This window comes from Nonomuraea sp. NPDC059194 (genome assembly GCF_042754765.1).
Classification (GTDB): Bacteria; Actinomycetota; Actinomycetes; order Streptosporangiales; family Streptosporangiaceae; genus Nonomuraea.
Genome location: NZ_JBHZBH010000021.1, coordinates 19,254 through 43,281 on the forward strand (window position 1 = coordinate 19,254; position 24,028 = coordinate 43,281).

General features: G+C 71.3%; 18 protein-coding genes and 1 pseudogene. 9 read left to right on the forward strand and 10 right to left on the reverse strand.

Annotation, left to right across the window (positions count from 1 at the left end):
- The 3 genes from ACFXJ8_RS24585 (at nucleotide 1) to ACFXJ8_RS24595 (ending at nucleotide 2,696) form a co-directional block, all read left to right on the forward strand.
- Nucleotides 1-738: a PadR family transcriptional regulator gene (locus ACFXJ8_RS24585; RefSeq protein ID WP_379646284.1), complete on the forward strand. Its 738-nt coding sequence runs from the start codon at nucleotides 1-3 to the stop codon at nucleotides 736-738.
- Nucleotides 739-881: 143 nt separating this feature from the next.
- Nucleotides 882-1,427: a DUF1707 domain-containing protein gene (locus tag ACFXJ8_RS24590; RefSeq protein WP_379646285.1), complete on the forward strand. Its 546-nt coding sequence runs from the start codon at nucleotides 882-884 to the stop codon at nucleotides 1,425-1,427.
- Between the two features lie 84 nt (nucleotides 1,428-1,511).
- Nucleotides 1,512-2,696: a cytochrome P450 gene (locus ACFXJ8_RS24595; protein WP_379646286.1), complete on the forward strand. Its 1,185-nt coding sequence runs from the start codon at nucleotides 1,512-1,514 to the stop codon at nucleotides 2,694-2,696.
- Nucleotides 2,697-2,706: 10 nt separating this feature from the next.
- Here the strand turns inward: ACFXJ8_RS24595 and ACFXJ8_RS24600 are convergent, their stop codons facing one another.
- From ACFXJ8_RS24600 to ACFXJ8_RS24610, 3 genes are all read right to left on the reverse strand, one after another.
- Entirely contained in the window at nucleotides 2,707-3,504 is a 798-nt protein-coding gene (locus ACFXJ8_RS24600; protein WP_379646287.1) for a class I SAM-dependent methyltransferase, read from the reverse strand.
- Between the two features lie 129 nt (nucleotides 3,505-3,633).
- Entirely contained in the window at nucleotides 3,634-4,257 is a 624-nt protein-coding gene (locus ACFXJ8_RS24605; protein WP_379646288.1) for a DJ-1/PfpI family protein, read from the reverse strand.
- 2 nt (nucleotides 4,258-4,259) lie between these two features.
- The gene (locus tag ACFXJ8_RS24610; RefSeq protein WP_379646289.1) at nucleotides 4,260-5,225 is read right to left on the reverse strand and encodes a GlxA family transcriptional regulator; all 966 of its coding nucleotides are present in this window, start codon (nucleotides 5,223-5,225) and stop codon (nucleotides 4,260-4,262) included.
- Between the two features lie 218 nt (nucleotides 5,226-5,443).
- Here ACFXJ8_RS24610 and ACFXJ8_RS24615 point away from each other — a divergent pair, with 218 nt between their 5' ends.
- The 3 genes from ACFXJ8_RS24615 (at nucleotide 5,444) to ACFXJ8_RS24625 (ending at nucleotide 8,642) form a co-directional block, all read left to right on the forward strand.
- The gene (locus tag ACFXJ8_RS24615; RefSeq protein ID WP_379646290.1) at nucleotides 5,444-5,962 is read left to right on the forward strand and encodes an RNA polymerase sigma factor; all 519 of its coding nucleotides are present in this window, start codon (nucleotides 5,444-5,446) and stop codon (nucleotides 5,960-5,962) included.
- Entirely contained in the window at nucleotides 5,959-7,059 is a 1,101-nt protein-coding gene (locus ACFXJ8_RS24620) for a CU044_5270 family protein (protein ID WP_379646291.1), read from the forward strand. Before ACFXJ8_RS24615 ends, ACFXJ8_RS24620 begins: the two co-directional genes overlap by 4 nt.
- Before the next feature lie 1,244 nt (nucleotides 7,060-8,303).
- On the forward strand, nucleotides 8,304-8,642 hold the full coding sequence (locus ACFXJ8_RS24625) for a hypothetical protein (protein WP_379646292.1): 339 nt from the start codon (nucleotides 8,304-8,306) through the stop codon (nucleotides 8,640-8,642).
- A 1,204-nt stretch (nucleotides 8,643-9,846) separates the two neighbouring features.
- On the opposite strand, the pseudogene ACFXJ8_RS24630 reads toward ACFXJ8_RS24625, so the two are convergent.
- The 4 genes and pseudogenes from ACFXJ8_RS24630 to ACFXJ8_RS24645 form a co-directional block, all read right to left on the reverse strand.
- A pseudogene (locus ACFXJ8_RS24630) lies at nucleotides 9,847-11,253 on the reverse strand (sugar porter family MFS transporter).
- Nucleotides 11,254-11,311: 58 nt separating this feature from the next.
- On the reverse strand, nucleotides 11,312-13,810 hold the full coding sequence (locus ACFXJ8_RS24635) for a polynucleotide kinase-phosphatase (RefSeq protein WP_379646293.1): 2,499 nt from the start codon (nucleotides 13,808-13,810) through the stop codon (nucleotides 11,312-11,314).
- Complete coding sequence (locus ACFXJ8_RS24640) at nucleotides 13,800-15,275, reverse strand: 3' terminal RNA ribose 2'-O-methyltransferase Hen1 (protein ID WP_379646294.1); 1,476 nt, start codon at nucleotides 15,273-15,275, stop codon at nucleotides 13,800-13,802. The genes ACFXJ8_RS24635 and ACFXJ8_RS24640 overlap by 11 nt, the downstream gene beginning before the upstream one ends.
- Nucleotides 15,276-15,325: 50 nt before the next feature.
- The gene (locus tag ACFXJ8_RS24645; RefSeq protein ID WP_379646295.1) at nucleotides 15,326-16,231 is read right to left on the reverse strand and encodes an LLM class F420-dependent oxidoreductase; all 906 of its coding nucleotides are present in this window, start codon (nucleotides 16,229-16,231) and stop codon (nucleotides 15,326-15,328) included.
- 78 nt (nucleotides 16,232-16,309) lie between these two features.
- Between ACFXJ8_RS24645 and ACFXJ8_RS24650 the strand changes: the two genes are divergently transcribed.
- Entirely contained in the window at nucleotides 16,310-17,320 is a 1,011-nt protein-coding gene (locus ACFXJ8_RS24650) for a hypothetical protein (protein ID WP_379646296.1), read from the forward strand.
- On the opposite strand, the gene ACFXJ8_RS24655 is transcribed toward ACFXJ8_RS24650, so the two are convergent.
- Nucleotides 17,321-18,559 carry a class I SAM-dependent RNA methyltransferase gene (locus ACFXJ8_RS24655; RefSeq protein ID WP_379646297.1) on the reverse strand — a complete coding sequence of 413 codons (1,239 nt, stop codon included), beginning with the start codon at nucleotides 18,557-18,559 and terminating at the stop codon, nucleotides 17,321-17,323.
- A 12-nt stretch (nucleotides 18,560-18,571) separates the two neighbouring features.
- Entirely contained in the window at nucleotides 18,572-20,614 is a 2,043-nt protein-coding gene (locus tag ACFXJ8_RS24660; RefSeq protein WP_379646298.1) for an APC family permease, read from the reverse strand.
- Between the two features lie 91 nt (nucleotides 20,615-20,705).
- On the opposite strand from ACFXJ8_RS24660, the gene ACFXJ8_RS24665 reads away from it, so the two are divergent.
- Together ACFXJ8_RS24665 and ACFXJ8_RS24670 are read left to right on the forward strand one after the other, a co-directional pair.
- Complete coding sequence (locus ACFXJ8_RS24665) at nucleotides 20,706-21,371, forward strand: potassium channel family protein (protein ID WP_379646299.1); 666 nt, start codon at nucleotides 20,706-20,708, stop codon at nucleotides 21,369-21,371.
- Nucleotides 21,371-22,030, forward strand: a complete 660-nt coding sequence (locus tag ACFXJ8_RS24670) for a potassium channel family protein (protein WP_379646300.1) — start codon at nucleotides 21,371-21,373, stop codon at nucleotides 22,028-22,030. The genes ACFXJ8_RS24665 and ACFXJ8_RS24670 overlap by 1 nt, the downstream gene beginning before the upstream one ends.
- Here the strand turns inward: ACFXJ8_RS24670 and ACFXJ8_RS24675 are convergent.
- Nucleotides 22,027-23,895: a protein kinase gene (locus tag ACFXJ8_RS24675; RefSeq protein WP_379646301.1), complete on the reverse strand. Its 1,869-nt coding sequence runs from the start codon at nucleotides 23,893-23,895 to the stop codon at nucleotides 22,027-22,029. The two genes, ACFXJ8_RS24670 and ACFXJ8_RS24675, sit on opposite strands and share 4 nt — an antisense overlap.
- Nucleotides 23,896-24,028: the final 133 nt, after the last annotated feature.

The window sequence follows — 24,028 nt, forward strand, 5'->3', positions numbered from 1 at the left end:
ATGACTTCCGCACAGGCAGACGGCGGCCAGTGGGTCGACCCCAGAGAGATGAAGCGCGCCGCCCGCGAGGCGTTCCGGATGATGTCCGAGGCGTGGCGGCAACACGGTGGGCATCACCACCACCCCCGGCGCGGACCCAACCCCGAGGGCGAGGGCGGCCCGCACGACCACCGGCAGCGCGGCAGGGGCAGACCGGGCCCCTTCCCGTTCGACTTCGGGCGAGGCCCGTGGGGCGGGCCGGGCGGCCCCTTCGGCCGCCACGGGTTCGGCGGCAGGCCGCGCAAGGCCAAGCGCGGTGACGTCCGCGCCGCCATCCTCGCCCTGCTCGCCGAGGCCCCGCGCAACGGCTACCAGATCATCCAGGAGATCGCCGAGCGCAGCGAGGGCGGCTGGAAGCCCAGCCCCGGCGCCGTCTACCCGGCGCTCCAGCAGCTCACCGACGAGGGGCTGGTCATCGCGGAGGAGAGCGAGGGCCGCAAGACCTTCCGCCTCACCGAGGCCGGCACGGCCTACATGGCCGAGCACCCCGACGAGGTGCGCGCGCCATGGGACGAGATGCGTCCCGACATCGACGACAACTCGGCCGAGCTGATGGACATCGCCAAGCAGTCGGCGTTCGCGATGATGCAGATCCTGCACAGCGGCAGCGAGGCGCAGGTCCGGGAGGCGCGCAAGGCGCTGATCGAGACGCGCCGCAAGCTGTACCAGATCCTGGCCGACGGCGACGACGACGAGTGACGCCCGGCCGTGATCTCCGGAACCGGGCCCTGTGCCAGGACAGGGCCCGATGAGACCCACCCCCGAGCCGCGGGTCCGGCCGGGAACCGCGGTCCGATGAGACCCGGGACCCGCGGTCCGGCTGGTCCTGAGAGGAGCCACGCATGAGCACCGATGACCGGCTGCGCATCGGCGACGCCGAGCGCGACGAGACGATGGAGGCGTTGCGCGAGCACTTCGCGCAGGGCCGGCTGACCCGCGAGGAGCTCGACGAGCGGCTCGACCTCGCGCTGTCGGCCAGGACCGTGGGCGAGCTGGCTGCCGTCAACGCCGACCTGCCGGGGCCCGGACGCCACGCCCTGGACGACTACGACCCGCACTGGGGCGGACCGCGCGGATGGCACCCGGGCCCTGCCGAGTACGGCCACGGTCTGCCCCTGGGACCCAAGGGTCATCACGGCCACTGGCCCATGGTCCATCCAAGCCATGCCCGGCACCTGCACCGCATGCACGCGCACCGGATGCGCCACGCCCACATGAGAGGCCACCGAGGCCCGGGACCGCTCGCCCCCGTCCTGCTCGTCGCCCTCGCGGTCGGGCTCGCGGTGGGCGGGTTCTCGGTGCTCAAGGTGCTGTTCTTCGTGTGGGTGGCGGCGATGGTGTTCGGGTTCGTGCACCGCCGTACCCACCTGCGCCGCCTCGGCCCCTGACCACCGGCCGGTCGCGGAAGGCCCGGGCACCGGACGAAAGCGAGGGGCTAGGCAGCCCGCGGATCACTGGGTAGCGTCCGAACCATGGCCGAACTCGAGAGTTTTCCCTTCCTGACCGGCCCTCGTGGATGTCCGCACGCGCGGTACGCGCAGCGGCGCGACAGCGATCCGCTCGGCAGGGTGCGCCTGCCGAGCGGTGACGTGGTGGCGCTGGCGACCAGATACGACGATGTCGTGGCGGTGCTGAGCGACCCCCGCTTCTCCCGCGACCTCGACTATCCGGGCGCGCCGAGGATGTTCGACGGCTACAACATCGCCGACTCGCCCGGCAGCCTGATCAACACCGACCCGCCCGAGCACACCAGGCTGCGCAGGCTGCTGTCGGGCACGTTCACGCCCCGGCAGGTCGCCGCCTGGCGACCGCGGCTGCGGGCGCTCACGCACGAACTGGTCGACGCCCTGCCCGCCGAGTTCGACTTCGTCGGCGCGGTGGCCTTCCCGCTGCCGGTGCAGATGATCTGCGACGTGATGGGCGTGGCGGGGATCGACACCGAGCGGGTGCGCGCCTGGTCGGACGCGATGCTGTCGACCTCGAGCCTGCCCTCTGAGCAGAAGTTCGCGGCGGCCATGGAGTTCTACACCTACGGCGCCGAGCTGATCGCCGCCCATCGCGACGATCCCGGTGACGGCCTGCTCTCCTCGATGATCGAGGCCACCGACGAGGGCGACCGGCTGACCGAGGACGAGCTCGTACGGATGACGGTCGGGCTCTTCCTCGCCGGGCACGAGACGACCGGCTCGGTGCTGGCCAGGTCGATGCTCAGGCTGCTCGACCCCCGCGACGGCTACGAGCGGCTCGCCGCCGATCCGGGGCTGATCCCGACCGCCGTCGAGGAGCTGCTGCGCCTGGAGACGCCGGGCGAGGGGGCGATGATCAGGGTCGCCACCGAGGAGGTCGAGCTTCCCTCAGGCACGATCGGCAAGGGTGAAGGGGTCATCGCCGCCTTCGTCGGCGCGAACAACGACCCGGCGGTCTTCCCCGACCCGCAGACCCTGGTCCTGGACAGGAAGGGGGCGCAGCACATCACGTTCGGCCGCGGCGCCCACTTCTGCCTGGGCGCGAACCTGGCCAGGATGGAGCTGCAGGAGATCCTGGGCGTCCTGGTGGAACGGCTGCCGGGGCTCACGCTGACCGAACCCGCCGACGATCTCCCGTGGACGGAGGGAAACCTGGTGCACCGGCCCGTGCGGCTGCCGGTGCGCAAGTGATCTTGGTGTCTCAGCCGCGCCGGGTGCCGATGGCGATGAGGTACGGCCTGGGCTGGTGCACGCCGCTGCCGGTGCGGTATCCCTCGTAGAAGTCGACGAACGCGCGGCGCAACTCCTCGCGCCGGTCGGGTTCGAGCGCCTCCGCGAGTGTCCTGGTCGGCCCGTAGACCGTGGAGAACAGCTCCCAGACCTCCTGGCCCGACTCGCCGGTCTGCGGCGCGTCGCCGTCCTCGAAACGAAGCTCGAAGTCTGCGCCCAGGCGCTGCTCGACATACTCGCGGCTGCCCCACTGGAACGGCGAGCCCGCCCCGGGCGGCGGGTCCGGCATGAAGGGCCGCATCACCTTGAACATGTCGACGACGCCCCGCTCGTCGCTCCACATGCCGAGCGCCAGCCGCCCGCCCGGCCTGCAGACGCGCGCCAGTTCCCTGGCGACCGCCTCGTGGTCGGGAGCGAAGATCGAGCCGACGCTGGAGGTGACGCCGTCGAAGCTCGCGCCCTCGTACGGCAGGCGTTCCGCGTCGCCGACGTCGTAGCGGATGTCGAGGCCCTCGTCGGCGGCCAGCCGCTTCGCCGTCTCGATCAGCGCGGGCGCGAGGTCGAGGCCGGTGACCTGCGCGCCGGTGCGCGCGAGCCGGGTCGCGAGGGCGCCGGTCCCGGTGCCGACGTCGAGCACCCGCTCGCCCGGACCCGCGTCGAGCGCCCGCGCCACGTGGTCGAGCAGCGGCTGATAGTGCTCGGGCAGTTTCTCGTAGGGCCCGGTGCCCCAGACGACGCTCTGCCGCTTCTTGAACTCCTCGAATCCCATGGCCCCGCTCCCGCCGCGCCTCGTGCGATGGCGGGCCGGCCCTCGGGTCTCGCCCGGTCCCGGCCCGTCATGGCGGCTCCCCCGGCCGCCGACGACAGTCCCCTCCCCTGCGCGCGGGGCGCGGAAACTCTAGGTGAGCAGGGCAAGCGCCCGCTCGGGCAGCCCCTCCGGCGCGGTCTTCGGCGAGCCGGCCGTGAACGGCGGCTGAGGGTCGTACTCGATGGCCAGCTGCACCGCCTGCGCGGTCTCCACGTCGCCGGCCTGGGCGAGCAGGGTGAGCGCCATGTCGATGCCGGCCGACACCCCTGCCGCCGTCACGATCTTGCCTTCGGTCACCACCCGCTCGCTCACCGGCTCGGCGCCGTACTGGGCGAGGAGGTCGAGGATGGCCCAGTGTGTGGTGGCCTTCCTTCCCTCCAGCAGTCCTGCCGCGCCCAGCAGGAGGGATCCGCTGCAGACCGAGGCCGTCCACCGGGTGTGCGCGTGCGCCTCGGCGATCCAGTCGACGAGGGCCCGGTCGCCGAGCGCGTCGAAGGTGCCGGCCCCGCCGGGCACGATGACCACGTCCGGGTGCGGCAGGTCGCCGTACGAGGCCGTGGCCTGCAGGGTGAGACTGCCGCGGTCGTCGGTGACCGGCCCCCGCGCGGCGGCCACGAACGTGACGGTGCAGCCGGGCGCGAAGGCCATGACGGTGTACGGCCCGACGGCGTCGAGCGCGGTGAACCGCGGGTAGAGCGGGATGGCGATGTGCATGGTCAGCTCTCCTTTGCCTGGAATCGGCGACGGTAGGCGCCGGGTGAGATCCGCCAGTGGCGGTGGAAGACGCGGTAGAGGGTTTCGGGCGTGCCGAGCCCCGTCTCCCTGGCCACGCGCTCGAGCGGGTGGTCGGTGATCTCCAGCAGCCGCCGGGCGGCGTCGGCCCTGCTGCGCTCGACGTACCGGCCGGGCGACAGGCCGGACTGCTGGGTGAAGACGCGGGAGAAGTGCCGCTCGCTCATCCCCGCGTGCCGGGCGAGAGCGGGCACGCTCAGGTCGTCGGCCGGGTTCGCGTCGATGAACGCCTGCAGCTCCCGCAACGGCTCGCTGCGCGGCTGCAGCGCGCTCATCGGCATGCTGAACTGGCTCTGGCCGCCCGGCCTGTGCAGGTAGACCACCAGCCCGCAGGCCACGTCCTTGGCCAGCCGGTGGCCGTGGTCCTCGGCGACGAGCGCGAGCGCCAGATCGATGCCCGCGGTGACGCCGGCCGAGGTCCACACGTCCCCGTCCTTGACGTAGATGGGGTCGGCGTCCACCTCCACCCTCGGATACCGGCGGCGCAGCGCGTCGGCCGCCAGCCAGTGGGTGGTGGCCCGCCTGCCGTCCAGCAGGCCCGCCTCGGCCAGGAACAGTGCGCCGCTGCACACGGACGTGACCCGCCGGGACCGGCCCGCCAGCCGCGCGATGCCGTCGACCAGTTCCCTGTCCGGCAGGAGCTCCATGGTGGTCAGGCCTCCGGCGACGACCAGGGTGTCGATCGGCCCCTCGATGTCTGCCAGCGGTGTGGCCACGGCGGTCGCGATCCCGTTGTGCGCCGGCACGTTTCCCGCCCGGACGGCGGTCACCTCGACCCGGTAGCCGTCCTCACCGGCCAGCAGGCCCGCCAGGGCGAACACGTCGGCGGGGCCGGCCAGGTCGAGCAGCTGAAATCCCTCGTAGACCACGATGACGACACGTCGCTGCATGCCTTTCATGCTGGTCATTCCGGGGTGATGGCGTCAATGACACGAACATTGCACATCACGCCAAGATCTTTTCTTTCGTCACCGTGAATACGAAGGGGCGCTGGGCCGTACCAATGGTGTCCGACCTACGTGATCGAAGGGCCACCATGCATGTCAGCTCCCCTCAGCAACCCCCGCCTGTCCTTCTGGATACCGACGCCGACCTGATCCGCGACTCCATGGAACGGCCGGAGCGCTTCGGCGGCCTGTTCGACCGCTACTTCGACGCCATCCACCGCTACGCCCACCTGCGCCTGGGCGAGGCGGTCGCCGACGACATCGCCGCCGAGACGTTCCTGCGCGCCTTCCGCGCCAGGAACCAGTTCGACACGACCAGGGCCAGCGCACGCGGCTGGCTCTACGGCATCGCCTCCAACCTCATCGCCGACCACGCCCGCGGCGAGGCCCGCAGGTACCGGGCGATGGCCAGGAGCGTCGAGCCCGCGGACCACGCGGGTCACGACGACCAGGTCGCGGGCCGCGTGTCCGCCGCGATCATGCAGCCGAAGCTGGCCGAGGGGCTGGCCAGGCTCCCGGCCGGAGACCGGGACGTCCTGTTACTGGTCGCCTGCGCCCAACTCAGCTACGAGGAGGTCGCCGACGCCCTGCGCATCCCCAGGGGAACGGTCGGCTCCCGGCTCAACCGCGCCCGCAAGAAGCTCCGCAAGATCATCGGACCCTACGAGGAGGAACTGTGAAGAACGAGCTCGACATGATCAAGGCCTGCCACGACGCCCTCCCCGGCCCCTCGGCGAAGGCGTCGGCCCGGGCGTGGAACCGGCTGGCGGCCGAGGCCGAGGCGGCACCGCCGCCCTTCGCCGGGCCGATCCGCCCGCCGGGTCGCGGCCTGCGCAGGCTGGCGTTCAGGGCGGGCGTCGTCGTGGCGCTCGTGTCGGCCGTGAGCGTGGGCATGGTCGTGGTGGGGGCGGACGACGGCTCCACCCCGCTCTCGATCCGCCCCGCCAACGCCGCCGAACTGCTTCAGTACGCCGCGGCCGCCTCGCTCAAGGAGCCGAGACCGCGTCCCGACCAGTTCATCTACCAGGACCGCAGGGCCGTCCAGTGGCACTTCGGCATGAGCGCGGGCGACGAGTTCGAGGCGACGCAGGAAATCCGCCGCGAGTACTGGGTTCCCGCCGAAGGGTCCGGTGAGTCGGTGACCCGCTCGACGTACGGGAAGGACGTCGCGACACGCGGCAAGCTGAGCAAGAACATGATGACCCCCGAGGGGACGGTGAAGTACTTCCGCGGCGACCAGTGCGGCTGGACGAGTTCGTCGTCGCTCCACCGGGACGCCGACGCGATTCCCACCGACCCCGCCGCGCTCGTGGCCCAGGTTCGCCAGGAAGCGGAGAAGGACGTCAGGGATCCGTCGGCCTACTCCGACACGCCGGCCGAGGAGGAGATCCCGCGCCTCGTCGACGGGCAGGTGATCTACCGCCTCATCGAACTGGCCCAGAGCCCCTTCGCCACGCCCGAGATCCGGGCCACGGTCTTCCGGGCGCTGTCGACGACGCAGTCCGCGACCGTCAAGCCCGACCTGACCGACCCCGCGGGACGTCGCGGGATCGGGACCGAGATCACCTGGGCGGGGGTGCCGGGCAGGCATCGGGCGGAGCTCGTGTTCGAGCCGGAGACCTTCAGGTTGCTCGGCTGGCGCTCGTTCGAGGACTTCAAGCGGTCCGACGGCAGCGTCGAGGAGATCATGGTGGTGAGCATGGCGCTGATGTCGACCACGATCGTCGACTCCACGCCGGAGGTCCCGGAGGGCGAGGACGGCACGTCTCCCTGCTGACGCAGCGCCTTCCGTCTCTCGCGAGTCTCCGGTATCCAGAATCCGGTATCCCGTTGTTCGGTATCCCGTGTTCGGTATCCGGTATCCCGCTCGCATCCGCATTCGCCGTCGGACGTCCGGCGTCCCCGTCAGCCATCGGCCGCCCGGCGCCCCCCATCCGCGTCCGCCGTCGGCCGTCTGGCGTCCCCCCGTCGACCGTTCGCCACCGGCCGTCTGTGGTTCCTTGTCCCCCTCCCCCGCCTGTCCCCCTCCCCCGTCCGCCACCCACCGTCGGCCCGTCTGGCGTCCCCGTCCCTGTCCTGTCCCCGCTGGCCGTCCAGCGTCCACCAGCGGCCGTTTCACCCGCCGTAGGCCCAACGCCGTAGGCCGAACGCCGTTCGCCGTCGGATGTCCGGCGTCCCCGTCAGCCATCAGCCGCCTGCTGCCCCCGTCCCCCGTCCGCCGTCTGTCCTCTGGCGTCCCCCACCCGCGGGCGGACATCTGCGCAAGGTGACGTATCCCTGCTGAGACACCTCCGCCTCCTCGGCCACGGGGCCGCCGAGGGGACGGAGGCGCATCACTCCACGACCACGGGACCGCTGATGGGGCCGAGGGACGGAGGGGCAGAACTCCCTGGCTACGGGACCACCTAGAGGGCCGAGACGCATCACCCCACGGCCACGAGACCACTGATCAGGCCGACGGGCGGAGGGGCAGGACTCCCCGGCTACGGAACCACCCAGAGGGCCGAGACGCATCACCTCACGACCACGGGACCGCTGATCGGGCCGAGGTACGGGGCCCCGCAGCCACAGGACCGTCGAAGGGATGCGGGTGTAGACGCCGCCGCCACGGGGTCCGCCGAAGGTGGAGGCGCAGGACTCCGCGGTAGCGCGGCCGTTTACCGCCGAGATCGTCTTGCCCCGTGACACGTCGTTCGCGATGAAGCTAGCGGCCCGCCGGACGCCATCCGGAATGAGATGTCCGGATATATACCCATATAGTCGTTATGACAGGAATGCCACTTTCGTCCATTCATCGGTCCCGTTATAACGGCGCAAATCGGGCTATATGGACTGATAGATGTGTAAGTAGAGCAATAGGCGTGTTAATGTAGAGCAAAATGGAGCGAGACCTCGTTTGTCAGGCATATGTCCCGGAAATCATGACAACGCAGGGGATGGTCGCTCGTGACCATTGAGAACATTTCAACCACCCTGAATTCGTCATTCACGGGCAGTCAGTCCTTTCAGGAGGAAAACCCAATGACTAGCTTCAAGCGCGTCATCGCAGGTCTCGCACTCACCACCGCCATGAGCGGCGGCCTCGTGGCCGTCGGCGCCGCGACCACCACCGCCACGGCCTCCGCCAGCACCACCACGGTCTCCGGCTTCGGCGGCGGCTGCGGCTTCGGCGGCTTCCGCCGCTGCGGCTGCAACCGCGGCGGCTGGGGCGGCTGGGGCCGTCGCTGCTGCCACCGTCACCACAGGGGTCAGGGCAAGGTCAAGGTCAACAACCACATCCACGTCAACAACACCAACGACAACGACAACGACAACCACCTCGACAACCGGAACAACGACCCCTGGGGCGCGAAGTCCTAATCACTAAAGCGAAATAGGCGCGGGCCGGCGCATATTACCGGCCCGCGCCCACCGCGATTCCGCGTCACAGTTTCACCCAGCCCGCGCGCCGCGGAAACCTGGGAGACTTCAACGCATCTCATGATTACGCCTCTGAGCTGATGAAGGATCGCGGGCGGAGCGCGGCAATTCGCCGAATATGGCGATGCGGCTGACGACTATATGCCGCAGTGCGCCGGTTTCGACCATGCGCGATATCGTGCCGGTGGTTTTCGGAGTTTGAGCTTCCCGCCGGAACCACCGGCACGAAAAACGCGTCACCGTGTCGGCCTGCCACGTGCCCCGCTCCCCCGCGATCCGGCCACCGCGCCACCGCCGCCATCCGCGCCATACGGGCCACCCGCGCCACTCAGCCACACCCGCCACCCCATCACCCCGCCACCCGCGCCACTCCGCCACCCCGCCACCCCACCACCCGTGCCACTCGCGCCACCCCCACCAGCCGCGCCACTCCGCCACTCGCGCCACTCCGCCACCCACGCCACGCCCGCTACCCACGCCACCGAGCGTCCGGGTGGCCGAGCGCCTCCCCGAAGCACGCCGCCCCAGGCTTTCCGGCCTCCCAGCCCCTCGCCACGCAGCCTTGAAGGCCCTCCCACATCGCCGCCCCCAAAACAGCCCGAGCGCAGGTCCGCCCCACTCGAAACAGTTCCGAGCGCCGCCACACCCGCGCCGCCGAAACCGCTCGGCCCTCGCATCCGTGCCCGCCGAGGCCCCGAACGCCCTCGCATCCGTGCCCGCCGAGGCCCAGAACGCATCCGCGCCCGCTGAAACAGCCTGAACGCCTTCGCACCAGCGCCGACAGGCAAACGTCGCTCGATTCCCCGGAGCCCATTCGAGACAGGGCCCGCGGGGCGGTCACCGCATACGCGCTGAAGCGGGCGCCCGAGACGCTCGGAACCGACGGGCTGGTCACGGGTGTCCCCGGGGGTGGCGCTGCCGGGCGAATTCGCGGTACGGCGCGCAGCCCGCCGTCAGAGGGACTGCTCGCCGGGAGGACTGCCCAGGGGTTGCCCATGGAGCGGGGGCTGAACGCAGCCGCCGCGGGCGCGTCCGGCAACGGGTTCGCGTGGGCACGGGAACCGGTCCACGTGGGAGGCGTTGGACGGCACGCGGAAGCGGCGATCCCGCGGACCCACCAGGACCCACAGGCCGCCCGCGTCAGTCAGCCCATCTCCTCCAGCCTGCGCCCCCGCGTCTCCTTGATCCATTTGACGACGAAGACGAACGACAGCGCCGCGAAGCACGTGTACATCACGTAGGTGAGCGGCAGGTTCCACTCCGACAGGGCCGGGAACGTCACGGTGATCGCCCAGTTGGCCAGCCACTGCGCGGAGGCGGCGACCGACAGGGCCAGGGCGCGGATGCGGTTGGGGAACATCTCACCCAGCAGCACCCACACCACCACACCCCATGACAGGGCGAAGAACAGCACGAACGTGTGGGCCGCGATCAGCGCGACGGCGCCCTGAGGGTCGGGCAGCGAGACCTCTCCGGCCACCGTCCTGGCCGCGCTGAAGGCCCACGCGGCCGTGGCCAGCGAGACCGTCATCCCGGCCGAGCCGATCAGCAGCAGCGGTCTGCGGCCGATCTTGTCGACGAGGGCGATGGCGATGAACGTGCCGACGATGTTGATCACCGAGGTGGAGAAGCTGAACAGCAGCGAGTCGCTCTGGGTGATGCCGACCGACTGCCACAGCGCGGAGGAGTAATAGAAGATCACGTTGATGCCGACGAACTGTTGGAACACCGACAGCACGATGCCGATCCACACGATCGGCAGCAGGCCCAGCGCCGGGCCGCGCAGGTCGCGCATCGTCGAGCGCTTCTCCGTCTTCAGCACGCTGTGGATCTCGTCGATCCTGGCGTCCAGGTCGACGTGCGTGCCCTCGCCCTCCGCCAGCACCTTTCTGGCCATCGCGGTCCTGCCGACCGCGACGAGGAAGCGCGGCGACTCGGGGATCACCGAGGCGAACAGCAGGTACAGCAGCGCCGGCACGACACACGCGCCGAGCATCCACTGCCAGGCCTGCAGCCCCCAGAGCACGTTGTTGACGTCTCCGCCCGCGATACCGGCGATGACGTAGTTGACCAGCTGCGACACGGCGATGCCGAGCACGATCGCCAACTGCTGGAAGGAGCCGAGCCTGCCGCGGTAGGCGGGCGGGGCGACCTCGGCGACGTAGGCGGGGCCGATGACGGAGGCCATGCCGATCGCCACGCCCGCCAGCACCCGCCAGAAGGCCAGGTCCCAGATCGCGAAGGGCAGCATCTGGCCGACCGAGCTGACCGCGAACAGCCCCGCGGCCAGCTGCACCGTCCTGATGCGCGTCCCCACCGGTCGGCCACGCCTCCGGCCAGCCACGCGCCCACGGCCGAGCCCAGCAGCGCGATCGCCACGACGAAGCCCGTCTCGACCGGCCCCCCACCTGGAAGTACTTCCGGATACCGGTCACCGCGCCGTTGATCACCGAACTGTCGTAGCCGAACAGGAAGCGCCGATGGCCGCAGCGGCCGTGATGAACACGACGTGACCGATGTTCTCCTGCCGCATTCCGTGTGGTCGCGCCATGTCCGGGCTCTACCCATTTGTCATCCCGGTACGGCGGGCATTGGCCAAACCTTGACGATCACAGCCGGGGGTCGACCGGCTCCGACTCCATGGCCAGCACCGCGAACACGGGCTCGTGCACGCGCCACAGCGGATCGCCGTCGGCCAGCCGGGCCAGCGCCTCCAGGCCGAGCGCGTGCTCGCGCAGCGCCATCGACCGCTTCTTGCCGAGGAAACGGCGGCGCAGCAGGTCGAGCGACTCGGTGTAGTCGGGCCCGTAGATGATGCGCAGGTACTCGCGTCCGCGCACCTTCACGCCGGGCTGCACGCGCCCCTCGGGGTGGACGGCGGGCTTGACGACCATGCCCTCGCCGCCCTCCGCGGTCAGCGCCTCCCACCACCGCACGGCATGCCGCCGCGACTCCTCCGAGGTCAGGTCGACGAACAGGTGCCTGGTCGGCGTGATGATCGGGTCGTCGAGCAGGGCGAGCCGCTCCAGGTGCCAGGCGTGCGGTTCGAGCGCGGTGTTGCGGCCCTCGACCGCCAGGATCTGGAACGGCGCGAGCCGTACCCCGTCGAGCCCGTCGACCGGCCAGCAGTAGCGCGCATAGGCGGCGCGAAAACGGGCAGCGTTGTCGTCGCGACGCCGGGTGCGGGACAGCAACTCGCCCACATCCAGCCCGCGCCCGGCTGCCGCTTCGAGCATCCCCACCGCCGCGGGCACGGCGGCGCCGGCGGCCGCGCCCACGGAGGCGTACTGCGCGCGGATCAGCTCGCCCGCCTTGGCCGACCACGGCAGCAGCTCGCAGTCGAGCGCCACCCAGTCGGAGCCGAGCGCCGCCCACAGCGGCTCGCACGCCTGCCGCAGCCGGTCGACCAGCGGCGCGAGGTCGTCGAAGAACGGCCTGCCGGTGCGGGTGAAGACGGCTCCGGCGGAGCCGTCGGTGACGCCGAACCGCTCGGCCGCGACCTCGGGGGTCCTGGCCAGTACGGCGACCGCCCGCGAGCCCATGTGCTTCTCCTCGCACACGACCTCGCGCACCCCGTGGGCGGCGAACTCCTCGAACGCCTCGTGCGGGTGCTCCAGGAACCCGTCGAGCCTGGAGGTCTCCGGCGGGGCCATGGTGGGCGGCAGGTAGACCAGCCAGCGCGGGTCGACCGCGAAGCGGCTCATCACCTCCAGGGCGGCGGCCGCGTTCTCCTCCATGACCTTGACCTTGGCGCCGAAGCGCGTCTCGACGTACCGGGTGCCCTGCACGTCGCCGATGTCGAGGGTGACGGGGTCGCGGTAGCCGGGGGCGGTGAGCGGCTTGACCGGCTCGTACCAGACCTTCTCTGCGGGCACCGAGACGATCTCGCGGCTCGGGTAGCGCAGCGCGGTCAGCCTGCCGCCGAAGACGCAGCCGGTGTCGAGGCAGATCGTGTTGTTGATCCACTCCGGTTTGGTCGTCGGGGTGTGGCCGTAGACGACCATGGCGCGGCCGCGGTACTCCTGCGCCCACGGGTAGCGGACGGGCAGGCCGTACTCGTCGGTCTCGCCGGTGGTGTCGCCGTACAGCGCGAAGGAGCGGACCCTGCCGGAGGCGCGGCCGTGGTAGGCCTCCTTCAGCCCGGCGTGCGCGACGACCAGGCGGCCCCCGTCGAGCTGGTAGTGGCTGATGAGCCCGTCGAGGAACGCGGCCGCCTCGCGGGTGAACTCCTCCGGCTCGGCGGCGAACTGCTCCAGCGACTGCTCCAGGCCGTGGGCGACCCGTACCTTGCGGCCCTTGAGCGCCTTGACCAGCTTCTCCTCGTGGTTGCCCCGCACGCAGACGGCGGTGCCCGCCGCGACCATGCCCATGACCAGGCGGACGACGCCGGGCGAGTCGGGGCCGCGGTCGACGAGGTCGCCGACGAACACGGCGGTGCGCCCCTCGGGGTGCGTGGCGGTGACGGCCTTGCCGTCGACGCGGGTCAGCTCCCAGCCCAGCTCGGTGAGCAGCGTCTCCAGCTCGGCGCGGCAGCCGTGGATGTCGCCGATGATGTCGAAGGGCCCGGTGAGGTCCTTCTTGTCGGTCCACGCCCTGTCGTAGGCGATGGTGGCGGTGTCGATCTCCTCCACGCCGCGCAGCACGTGGACCTTGCGGAAGCCGTCCCTGTTGATCTTGCCGAGGGAGCGGCGCAGGTCCTTGCGCTGCCTGATCACCACGCCCGCGCCGAAGTCGCGGTCGGGACGGCTGGCGTTGCGCTCGATCGCCACCTCCTCCGGTACGTCGAGGACGATCGCGTCGCACAGCACGTCGTGCTTCTTGGCCAGCGCGATGAGGGTCTGGCGCGGGCCGTACTGCACGCTGGTGGCGTCGACGACGGTCAGCAGGCCGCGCGAGAGCCTGGTGGCGACGATGTGGTCGAGCAGCTCGAAGGCGGCCTGGGTGGCCGACTGGTCGTTCTCGTCGTCGGAGACCAGGCCGCGGCAGAAGTCGGAGGAGATGACCTGGGTCGGCTTGAAGTGCCTGGCGGCGAACGTCGACTTCCCGCTGCCCGAGACGCCGACGAGCACCACGAGGGACAGCTCGGGGATGCGGATCTCAGTGCTCACGGGTGAAGACTCCCATCTGGGTCGGCGAGCCCTTGTCCGGGTCCTCGTCGCCGACCGGCTTGAAGGTGACGGTGTAGTGGTACTCCGCCGCGACGCGGGCAGCCCACGCGGCGAATTCGGCGCGGGTCCACTCGAAGCGGTGGTCGGGGTGGCGCATCCCGGTCAGGAACTCGTAGTTGACGTTGTACTCGGAGTTGGGGGTGGTCACGATCACGTGCTGCGGTGCCGCGTGGCCGAACACCACCCGCTCCAGCGCCGCCAGCCTGGGCGGGTCGACGTGCTCGATGACCTCCATGAGCACGGCGGCGTCGTATCCGGCGAAGCGCGGGTCGGTGTAGGTGAGCGCGCCCTGGAAGAGGGTGAGCCTGGCCCGCTTGGCGTCGGGCATCCGCTCCAGCCGCAGCTTGCGCGCGGCGATGGTGAGCGCGAGCGTTGAGACGTCCACGCCGGTGACCCTGGCGAACCTCGGCTCGGCCAGCAGCGCGCCGACCAGCTGGCCGGAACCGCAGCCCAGGTCGATGACGGAGGAGGTGCCCAGTTCCTGCAGCGTCCTGACGACCTCCTCGCGGCGGCGCGTGTTCAGCGGCACAGCCTTGTCCGCCGGCGGCCCGGCCTCGCCCTCCGCGGAAGGCCGCTCGGGCGTCTCCTCGACGGTCAGCTCGGGCGTCTCCTCGGCGGTCGGCTCGGGCGTCTCCTCGATGGGCGGCTCGAGCGCCTCCTCGGTCTCGTCGCCGAGCTCGGCGAGCCTGGCGAAGGCCGTACGCTCCAGGGCTCTGCGCCGCCCGAGGTAGCGGCGAGTGATCAGGGTCCGCTCAGGGTGCGGGGCCAGCCAGCCCTCGCCCGCGCGGATCAGCTTGTCGACCTCGTCGGGCGCGATCCAGTAGTGCTTGCCGTCGTCGAGCACCGGCAGCAGCACGTACAGGTGGTTGAGCGCGTCGGCCAGGCGCAGCCGTCCGCGCAGCCGCAGCCGCACGTACCGCGAGTCACCCCACTCGGGAAAAGCCTCGTCCAGGGGTACGGCCTGCGCCTCCGTCTCCCAGCCGAGCGGCTCGAACAGCCTGCGGGCCAGGTCGGGGCCGCCCCTGCAGGGCAGCGCCGGAATCGTGATCTCCAACGGCATCGCCTCGGCCGCCAGCTCGGGCCTGGCGGTGCAGCGCCCGGCGCGCGCGGTGCGGAAGACGTCGCCGATCGCCACCGCCAGCAGCGAGGAGGCGGCGTAGGGGCGGTCGTTGACGTACTGCGACAGGCTGAAGTCGGGCGACGTGCGGCCCCTGGTGCGGACCAGCTTGACGGGGTCGACGTCGAGCAGCAGCGCCGCGGTGCACCGGTCCTCGCCCGCCTCCGGGTAGAGCACCGTGGCCGTGCCGAAGGACTGGGCGAACTCCTGCACCCTGTCTGGATGTTTGTGCAGGAGGAAGCCCAGGTCGGTGGCCGGTGTGGCGGTGGTCGAGATCGTCAGTAGCACCCGTCAAGTGTGACGTAGCCGTCATTCGGCCGCCATCTGATAATTCGGCCTCAGGTATGCGGCAGAATCTCCGCGGCGATCAGTTCGAGGTGCTCCAGGTCGGACAGGTCCATGACCTGCAGGTAGACCCGCTCGGCGCCCAGCTCGGCGAAGCGGCCGAGCTTGTCGAGCACCTCGGAGGGCGTTCCGGCCATGCCGCCTTCGCGCAGCTGGGCAGAGGTATGGCCGATGGCGGCCGCCCGCCGTTCCACCTCGGCCTCGTCGGCGCCGACGCAGACGGTCTGCGCGACCGAGTAGATCATCGGGCGCTCGGCCAGGCGCCGTACCCTCTCGAACGCCGCGCCCGTCTCCTCGAGAGAGCGGAAGGGCACGTTGTACTCGTCGGCGAACCTCGCGGCCATGCGCGGGGTGCGTTCGGCGCCGACGCCGCCGATGATGATCGGCGGGCCAGGACGCTGGGCGGGCTTGGGCAGCGCGGGCGAGTCGGTCACCTGGTAGTAGGCGCCCTCGAAGGAGTAGTCCTTGTCGGCCGCCCACAGCCCCGTGATGATCTCCAACTGCTCCTCCCACCTGGAGAACCGCTCGCCGAGCGGCGGGAAGGGGATGCCGTAGGCGTGGTGCTCGCCGTCGAACCAGCCGGTGCCGAAGCCCAGTTCGACCCGGCCGCCGCTCATCTGGTCCACCTGGGCGACGGTGATGGCCAGCGGGCCCGGCAGGCGGAAGGTCGCAGGGGACACCAGGGTGCCCAGCCTGATCGTCGAGGTCTCCCTGGCCAGGCCCGCCAGGGTGATCCACGCGTCGGTCGAGCCGGGCCCCGGGTCGCCTGGGCCGATGCGCTGGTAGTGGTCGGAACGGAAGAACGCGTCGAACCCGAGCCGCTCGGTGGCCTTCGCCACCGCCAGCAGATCGTCGTAGGTGGCGCCCTGCTGCGGCTCGGTGAAGATCCTTAGCTTCATATCGCCATTATCGGGTCGCTTCGGCCGGACCCCTGCTAGCGTTCACCATCGGTCATCAGGCTGACACGGTAGGTGAGCATGGCGCGTCACAGAGAGCCTGGCACCCCGCCCCGCCCGGTCGTGGTGCTGGCAGGGCTCGGCCTCGCGGGGGTGACGGGCGTGGCGGTCTGGTTCCTGCCCGCCCAGGCCACGCCCGAATGGTCGGCTCCGCTGTCCGCCGCGGGCCCGGCCCTGTCCACGGCCTCCCCTTCCCCCACACCGGCGCCCTCGGCTCCCGGCCCTTCCGGCTATGTGGCCTTCGTCGACACCGTGCAGAACCCGGGGTTCGACCTGCCCGAGACGGCCCGCCGTACCGGTGTGCGGTGGTTCTCCCTCGGCCGGGTGATGGCGGGCCCGAGCGGCTGCGCGCCCAAGTGGGGTGGCACGCTCGACCCCGGCCGCAACGCCGTCGCCAACCGGATGTCGGGGTTGCGCGCCGCCGGTGGCGACGCGGGCCTGGCCTTCGGCGGGCCCGTCGGCCGTGACCTGGCCTCCGCCTGCGCCGACCAGCGCGCGCTCACCTCCGCCTACCGCAAGATGATCGGCGCGTTCGGCATCTCCTTCGCCGAGTTCGAGGTCCGCGACGGCGGGGATCTGCCCGCTGTACGGCGCCGGGCCCGCGCGCTGGCCGACCTGCAGCGCGACACCGAGCTCGCGGTCACCTTCAGCGTCCCGCTCGGTCCCGCGGGCCTGGCGCCGGCCGACGTGGAGATGCTCCGCCAGACCAGGGCCGCGGGCGCCAAGCTCCACACGATCAACCTGCTGGCCGCGATCGAGCCGCACACCGCGGGCGAGGGCCGCATGCGGCGGCTGGCCGCCGCCGTACGCGCCGCGCACGGCCAGCTCACCGAAGTCTTCGGGATCGACGCGGCCACGGCGTGGCGGCGGATCGCGCTCACCGCGGTGCTGGCGGGGCCGCAGGATCTCAGCCTGCTCGACGCGCGCAAGCTGTCGTGGTACGCCACGCGCAACGACCTGGCGTGGCTGTCGACGCGCGGGGCGACGCCGCCCGCCGAGGTGTCCAAGGCGCTACGGGGCGAGCGCGCCTGATCACGGGGCCAGCAGCGCCACGCACTCCACATGGTGGGTCATCGGGAAGGCGTCGAAGGCGCGCAGGTCGGCCAGGCTGTACCCCAGCTCCGCGAACCAGGCCAGGTCGCGCGCCAGCGTGGCGGGGTCGCACGAGACGTACACCACCCGCGCCGCCTCCAGCGCCGCGATGCGGGCCACCACGTCGCGGCCCAGCCCCGACCGGGGCGGGTCCACCACGACCAGGTCGGCGCGTTCGATCTCGAAGCGGTCGAGGGCGTCCTCCACCCGCCCGCGCTCCACCTGCGCCCACGGCAGGTCGCGCAGGTTGAGCCGGGCGTCACGGACGGCCGCCGCCTCGCTCTCCACACCGAACACCGCGCCCGAGGGCCCGACCGCCTCGGCCAGGCCCGCGGCGAACAGGCCGACACCGCAGTAGAGGTCGAGCGCCCATTCGCCGGGCTCGGGCGCGGCGTAGCTGAGGACGGCGTCGAGGAGGGTCTCGGCGGCGCCCGGGTGGACCTGCCAGAACCCGCTGCCGGTCACCTGGAACTCGCGGTCGCCGACCCGTTCGTGCAGCATGCCCGAGCCGTGCCGGGGCTCGGTACGGCCTTTGCCCTGGTTGACCAGGATGGAGGCGGGCGCGTCGAGCGACGGCACGGCGACCGAGCGGCGCGGCTTGGGGGCGATGACGACGGCGTGGTCTCCGGCGGAGGAGGCGATGACCTCGACGCCCGACGAGCCCTGCCAGGTGCGCGATTCGACGCCGACGGCCTCGACCTCGGGGTGGGCGATGAGGCAGGCGTCGACGGGCTGGATGTCGTGGGAGCGGTGCCTGCGGAAGCCGAGCGCGCCCTCACGGGTGGTGGCGAACTGGACGCGGGTGCGCCAGCCGAGGCCGTCCTTGGCGCCCGGCACCTCTTCGACGAGCACGTCTCTTTCGATGCCGGCCAGCCTGCGCAGTTGCTCGGCCACGACGTCGGCCTTGAGCGCGCGCTGCGCCTCCAGGGTGGCGTGCTGCCAGTCGCAGCCGCCGCACTTGCCGGGACCCGCGTAGGGGCAGGGCGGCTGCACCCTGTCGGGCGACGGCTCGAGGATCTGGACGGCATCGGCGCGCAGGAAGCGGGTCGTCTCCTCGGTGACCTCGGCGATCACGCGCTCGCCCGGCAGCGCGTGCCGTACGAAGACGACGCGCCCTTCGTGTCGCGCCACACACCAGCCACCGTGGGCCACCGGCCCTACTTCGAGTTCCACCTGCACAGACTACTCATGTCATGCCTTCGTTCGTTCGTCGTCGGCCTCGACCTCGTGCCACGGGCGGCGCACCGCGCCGGGCGCGAACGGCTCGCGGCGGGCCCTGAGCCGGTCGGAGGAGTGGAGCTGCCACGGCACGCTGGTCACCATCACGCCCGGCTTGAACAGCAGCCGCGCCTTGAGGCGCAGCGCGCTCTGGTTGTGCAGCAGGTGCTCCCACCAGTGGCCGACGACGTACTCGGGGATGAAGACGGTGACCACGTCGCGCGGTGAGCGGCGGCGCAGCGTCTTGACGTAGTCGAGGATGGGCTGGGTGATCTCCCTGTACGGCGAGTCCAGCATCTTGAGCGGCACCGGGATGCCCCTGCGCTCCCACTCCTCCTGAAGGGCGTGGGCCTCCTCGCCCTCGACGCCGACGGTGACCGCCTCGATGGTGGAGGGCCTGGTGGCGCGGGCGTAGGCCAGGGCCCGCAGCGTCGGCTTGTGGATCTTGGAGACGAGCACGATCGCGTGGTTGCGCGCCGGGAGCATGGTCTCGTCGAGGTCCTCGGTGACGGCCAGCTCGGCGGCGACGTTGTCGTAGTGGTGCCGGATGCCCTTCATCATCAGGAACAGGATGGGCATCGCGATGCAGACGATCCACGCGCCGACCAGGAACTTGGTCAGCAGCACGACCACCAGCACGAGCCCGGTCATGACGCCGCCGAAGAAGTTGATGACCCTGGAGCGCTGCATCTGGAAGCGGATGCGCTGGTCGGTCTCGGTCTTCAGGTGGCGGGTCCAGTGGATGACCATGCCGGTCTGGCTGAGGGTGAAGGAGACGAAGACGCCGACGATGTAGAGGTTCAGCAGGCGGCTGACGTCGGCCTGGAACCCCCACAGCAGCAGGCAGGCACCGAGCGCCAGGATGACGATGCCGTTGGAGAAGGCCAGGCGGTCGCCGCGGGTGTGGAGCTGGCGCGGCAGGTAGCGGTCCTGGGCGAGGATCGAGCCGAGCACGGGGAAGCCGTTGAAGGCGGTGTTGGCGGCCAGGAACAGGATGAGCGCGGTGACCGCCGAGATGACGATGAACATCAGCGAGCCGCCGCCGAAGACCGCGTCGGCCACCTGGGAGATGATCGGCTGCTGGTAGTAGTCGGGGCCCACGGGCGTGCCGTCGGGGCGCAGCAGGTCCACCGCGACGTGCTGGGGCTCGGCCACGGTGACGCCGGAGGCCAGGCCGATGGCGATGATGCCGGAGAACATCGCGACGGCGACCACGCCCATCATGAGCAGCGTGGTCGCGGCGTTCTTGCTCTTGGGTTTGCGGAAGGCCGGTACGCCGTTGCTGATGGCCTCGACACCGGTCAGCGCGGCGCAGCCGGAGGAGAAGGCGCGCAGGACGAGGAACGCGGCGGCGAAGGCGGTCAGGTTGGTCTGCTCGGCCACGACCTGGAAGCCCGCGGTGGGCGCGCGCAGCTCGTCGCCGAGGACCAGCAGCCGGAAGCCGCCCCAGGTGACCAGGCCGAGCACCGCGATCATGAAGGCGTAGGTGGGGACGGCGAAGGCGAATCCCGACTCGCGGATGCCGCGCAGGTTCACGATCGTGAGCAGCACGACGATGATGATGGCGACGGTCGGCTTGTGCTCGGCGACGAAGGGAACGGTGGCGCCCACGTAGTCGACGCCGTTGGCGACCGAGACGGCCACGGTGAGCACGTAGTCGACCATGAGGGCGCTGGCGACGGTCAGCCCCGCGTTCTTGCCGAGGTTGACGGTGGCGACCTCGTAGTCGCCGCCGCCGCTGGGGTAGGCGTGGACGTTCTGCCGGTAGGAGGCGACCACGGTCAGCATGACCACGACCACCGCCATGGCCACCCATGGGCTGTAACTGTAGAAGGACACGCCCGCGAGGGAGAGGATGACGAGGATCTCCTGCGGCGCGTACGCCACGGAGGAGAGCGCGTCGCTCGCGAACACCGGGAGCGCTACACGTTTGGGGAGCAATTGTTCGTGAAGCTGCCCACTACGGAGCGCGCGTCCCACCAGGAGACGCTTGACAAGATCTGTCACCTTCGCCACGTCTGAAGATGCTAGTCCTCCTTACCCTCCCCACCGACACGGCGCTCCCTGTGCGCGCCATACTGAGGGGAAGGCAACCCGTGGGGAGCACATGCATATCGTCATAATGGGATGCGGGCGCGTCGGCTCGACCATCGCCCACATCCTGGAGGGCAACGGGCATTCGGTCGCGATCATCGACCGCGATCCGCAGGCGTTCCGGCGGCTGAAGGCCGGGTTCAGGGGCCGCAGGGTCACCGGCATCGGCTTCGACCGCGACGTGCTGCAGGAGGCGGGCATCGAGTCCGCGGCCGCCTACGTGGCCGTCAGCAGCGGCGACAACTCCAACATCATCTCCGCGCGGGTGGCGCGTGAGACCTTCGGCGTCGACAACGTCGTGGCGCGCATCTACGACTCCCGCAGGGCCGAGGTCTACCAGCGGCTCGGCATCCCCACGGTGGCCACCGTACGGTGGACGGCCGACCAGATCCTGCGCCGCATCCTGCCCGAGGGCGCCGAGCCGCTGTGGCGCGACCCCACGGGCACGGTCGTGCTGGCCGAGGTGGCCACCAACCCGGCGTGGATCGGCACCAAGGTGACCACGCTGGAGGACGTCGTCGGCGCCCGGATCGCCTTCGTCAACCGCATGGGCGAGGCCCTGGTCACCAAGCCCGACACGGTGGTGCAGGAGGGCGACGTGCTCCACGTGATCGCCGCCGAGAACGACATGGACAGGATCAACAAGGTGCTGGCCGCCGCACCGGAGGAGGAGCACTGATGCGCATCGCGATCGCCGGCGCGGGCGCGGTCGGCCGCTCCATCGCCGCCGAGCTCCTGGAGAACGGCCACGAGGTCCTGCTGATCGACAGCGACCCCAAGGCCATCAAGATCGACGCGGTGCCGCGTGCCGAGTGGCTGCTCGCCGACGCCTGTGAGATCTCCTCCCTCGACGAGGCGGGGCTCAACAACTGCCACGTCGTGGTCGCCGCCACCGGCGACGACAAGGTCAACCTGGTGGTCTCCCTGCTGGCCAAGACCGAGTACGGCGTGCCGCGCGTGGTCGCCCGCATCAACCACCCCAACAACGAGTGGCTGTTCAACGAGTCGTGGGGCGTCGACGTCGCGGTCTCCACGCCTCGCCTGCTGTCGGCGCTGGTCGAGGAGGCGGTCAGCGTCGGTGACCTGGTCCGGCTGATGACCTTCCGCCAGGGCCAGGCCAACCTGGTCGAGCTCACCCTGCCGGAAGACGCGCCCGTCGTCGGCCAGCGCGCGGGCTCGGTGCCGTGGCCGGTCGACTCGGCGCTGGTGGCGATCCTGCGCGAGGGGCGGGTGCTGGTGCCCTCCGCCGACGACCCGCTGGAGGCGGGCGACGAGCTGATGTTCGTCGCCAGCCAGGAGGTGGAAGAGGAGCTGGCCCAGCTCCTGTCCCCCCACTAGCGGGTACGGCAGGCCGCCCACCACCCCCACATCGTCACTAGCGCCCAGGCGGCGGCCGTCGCCACGTTGGCCACCGCGACGACCGCTGACGCGAGGCCGTCGGGGCCTGCGACGTCGATCCAGAGGTGTGTCACCGCCAGCGCGGCGAAGCAGACGACCGCTGCCGCCGCGACGGCCGCCGCGGTTCTCGACCGCCGCCAGGTGCGCACCGCCGTCACCGCCGCCCACGCGCACAGCAGCCCGTAGGCCATGGCCGTCGTCATCTGGGATCCGGATCCTGCCTGGTAGCCGCCCAGATATCCGGCGAACGCGACGAACGGCAGCGCCCTGGTGACGGTCGCCGCCGCGCCACCCTGGGGCAGCAGGCCCCCTGGCAGGACGGCGGCCAGCACCGCGAACGCGCCGAACAGCACCAGCAGCGTGACCTCCGCCTCGATGGAGGGCAGCTCGATGCCCATCCGCATCACCGCCCTCGGCGCCGCGTAGGCGACCACTCCCGCGGTCGCCACCACGACGGCGGCCACCCTGAGCAGGTGGGCCATGCGCTTTGCGGCCTCGGTCCGAGCCGACCCGCCGCCCCTGGGAGGCAGCCCCGCCCGGAAAGAGCCAGAGGGAGCCCCAGCGCGCTCAGCCGGTGCGGCGGTGCCGGAGGGGTTGCGGGGCGTTGCGGGGCCCGAGACATCCGGGGACGAGCCGGGACCGGAGAGGTCATGGGGCGTAGCGGGACCCGAGAGGTCGTGGCCCGTGGCGGGATCGGAGACGTCGAGGGATGTGGCGGGGCGTGAGGGGCCGGGGTTGGTGGGAGCGTCAGCGTCAGGGTTCTCGCGGGCATCGGGTGCCGCGGGGGTGTCGGGTGCCGAGGGGGCGTGGGGCTCCAGGCGGACGTCGGGACCCGAAGGGACCGGTTCTGTGGGGGCGTCGGGATCCGAGCGGACGCCGGGATCCGAGCGGACCTCGGGATCCGAGGGCACGTCGGGCTGCTGGTCGCGTACCAGCGCCGCCAGCGCCCGCGACCCCGCTCGCCTGCGCGGCTCCTCACCAGAGCGGGCCGCCACCCGCCCCAGGACCGCCGCCGCCGACTCGTGCGACAGCCGTTCCCCCGGGTCCTTGCGCAGCAGCCCCAGCACGACCCCCTCCAGCCGTACGGCCAGCCGCATCGGCCGCGGCTCCCGCATGAGGATGGCCGCCAGGATCGCGACCGGGCTGTCCAGCGGGTACGGCGGCACGCCCTCCACCGCCGTGTACAGCGTCGCCCCGAGCGCCCACAGGTCGCTGGCCTCGCTCGCGGGCGCGCCTTCGAGCCGTTCGGGCGCCATGTACGCGGGCGAGCCCATCAGCTTGCCCGTCGCGGTCAGCGTCGGAGAGTCGGCGACGTGCGCGATGCCGAAGTCGGTCAGCACCACTCCCCCGTCGTCGAGCAGGAGCACGTTGGCGGGTTTCACGTCCCTGTGCGTGATCCCCGCGGCGTGGGCGGTCCTGAGCGCCTCCAGCACCTTGGCACCGATGTCGGCGGCGGCCTGTTCGGGCAGCGGTCCCGTGCGTTCCAGCACCTGCGCCAGGGAGGAGGCGCGCAGCAGCTCCATGACGATCCACGGGTGCCCGTCGTCCATGACGACGTCGTGAATGGTGATCACGTAGGGGTTGCGCAGCCGGGCCGCCGCCCTGGCCTCGCGCAGCACCCGCTGGAAGGCGCGCGCTCTGTCCTGCTCGCCCATCCAGCCGGGCACCAGCACCTGCTTGAGCGCCACGGGCCGGTCGAGCACCTGGTCGTGGGCCCGCCAGACGATGCCCATGCCGCCACGGCCCACCTCGTCCGCCAGCAGATACCTGCCGCCGACCAGTCGTTGTTCGGAGGGCTCACCCACGATTCGCCCCTACCCTCACGATTCACCCCGCATCCTCATGTCAACAATCACATGAGATGACCAGTTCCCGCATGCGACGTGACGGCGGGTCAGCGGCGGCGCTGGAGTGGCGTGAACGGCAGAAGGCCACCGG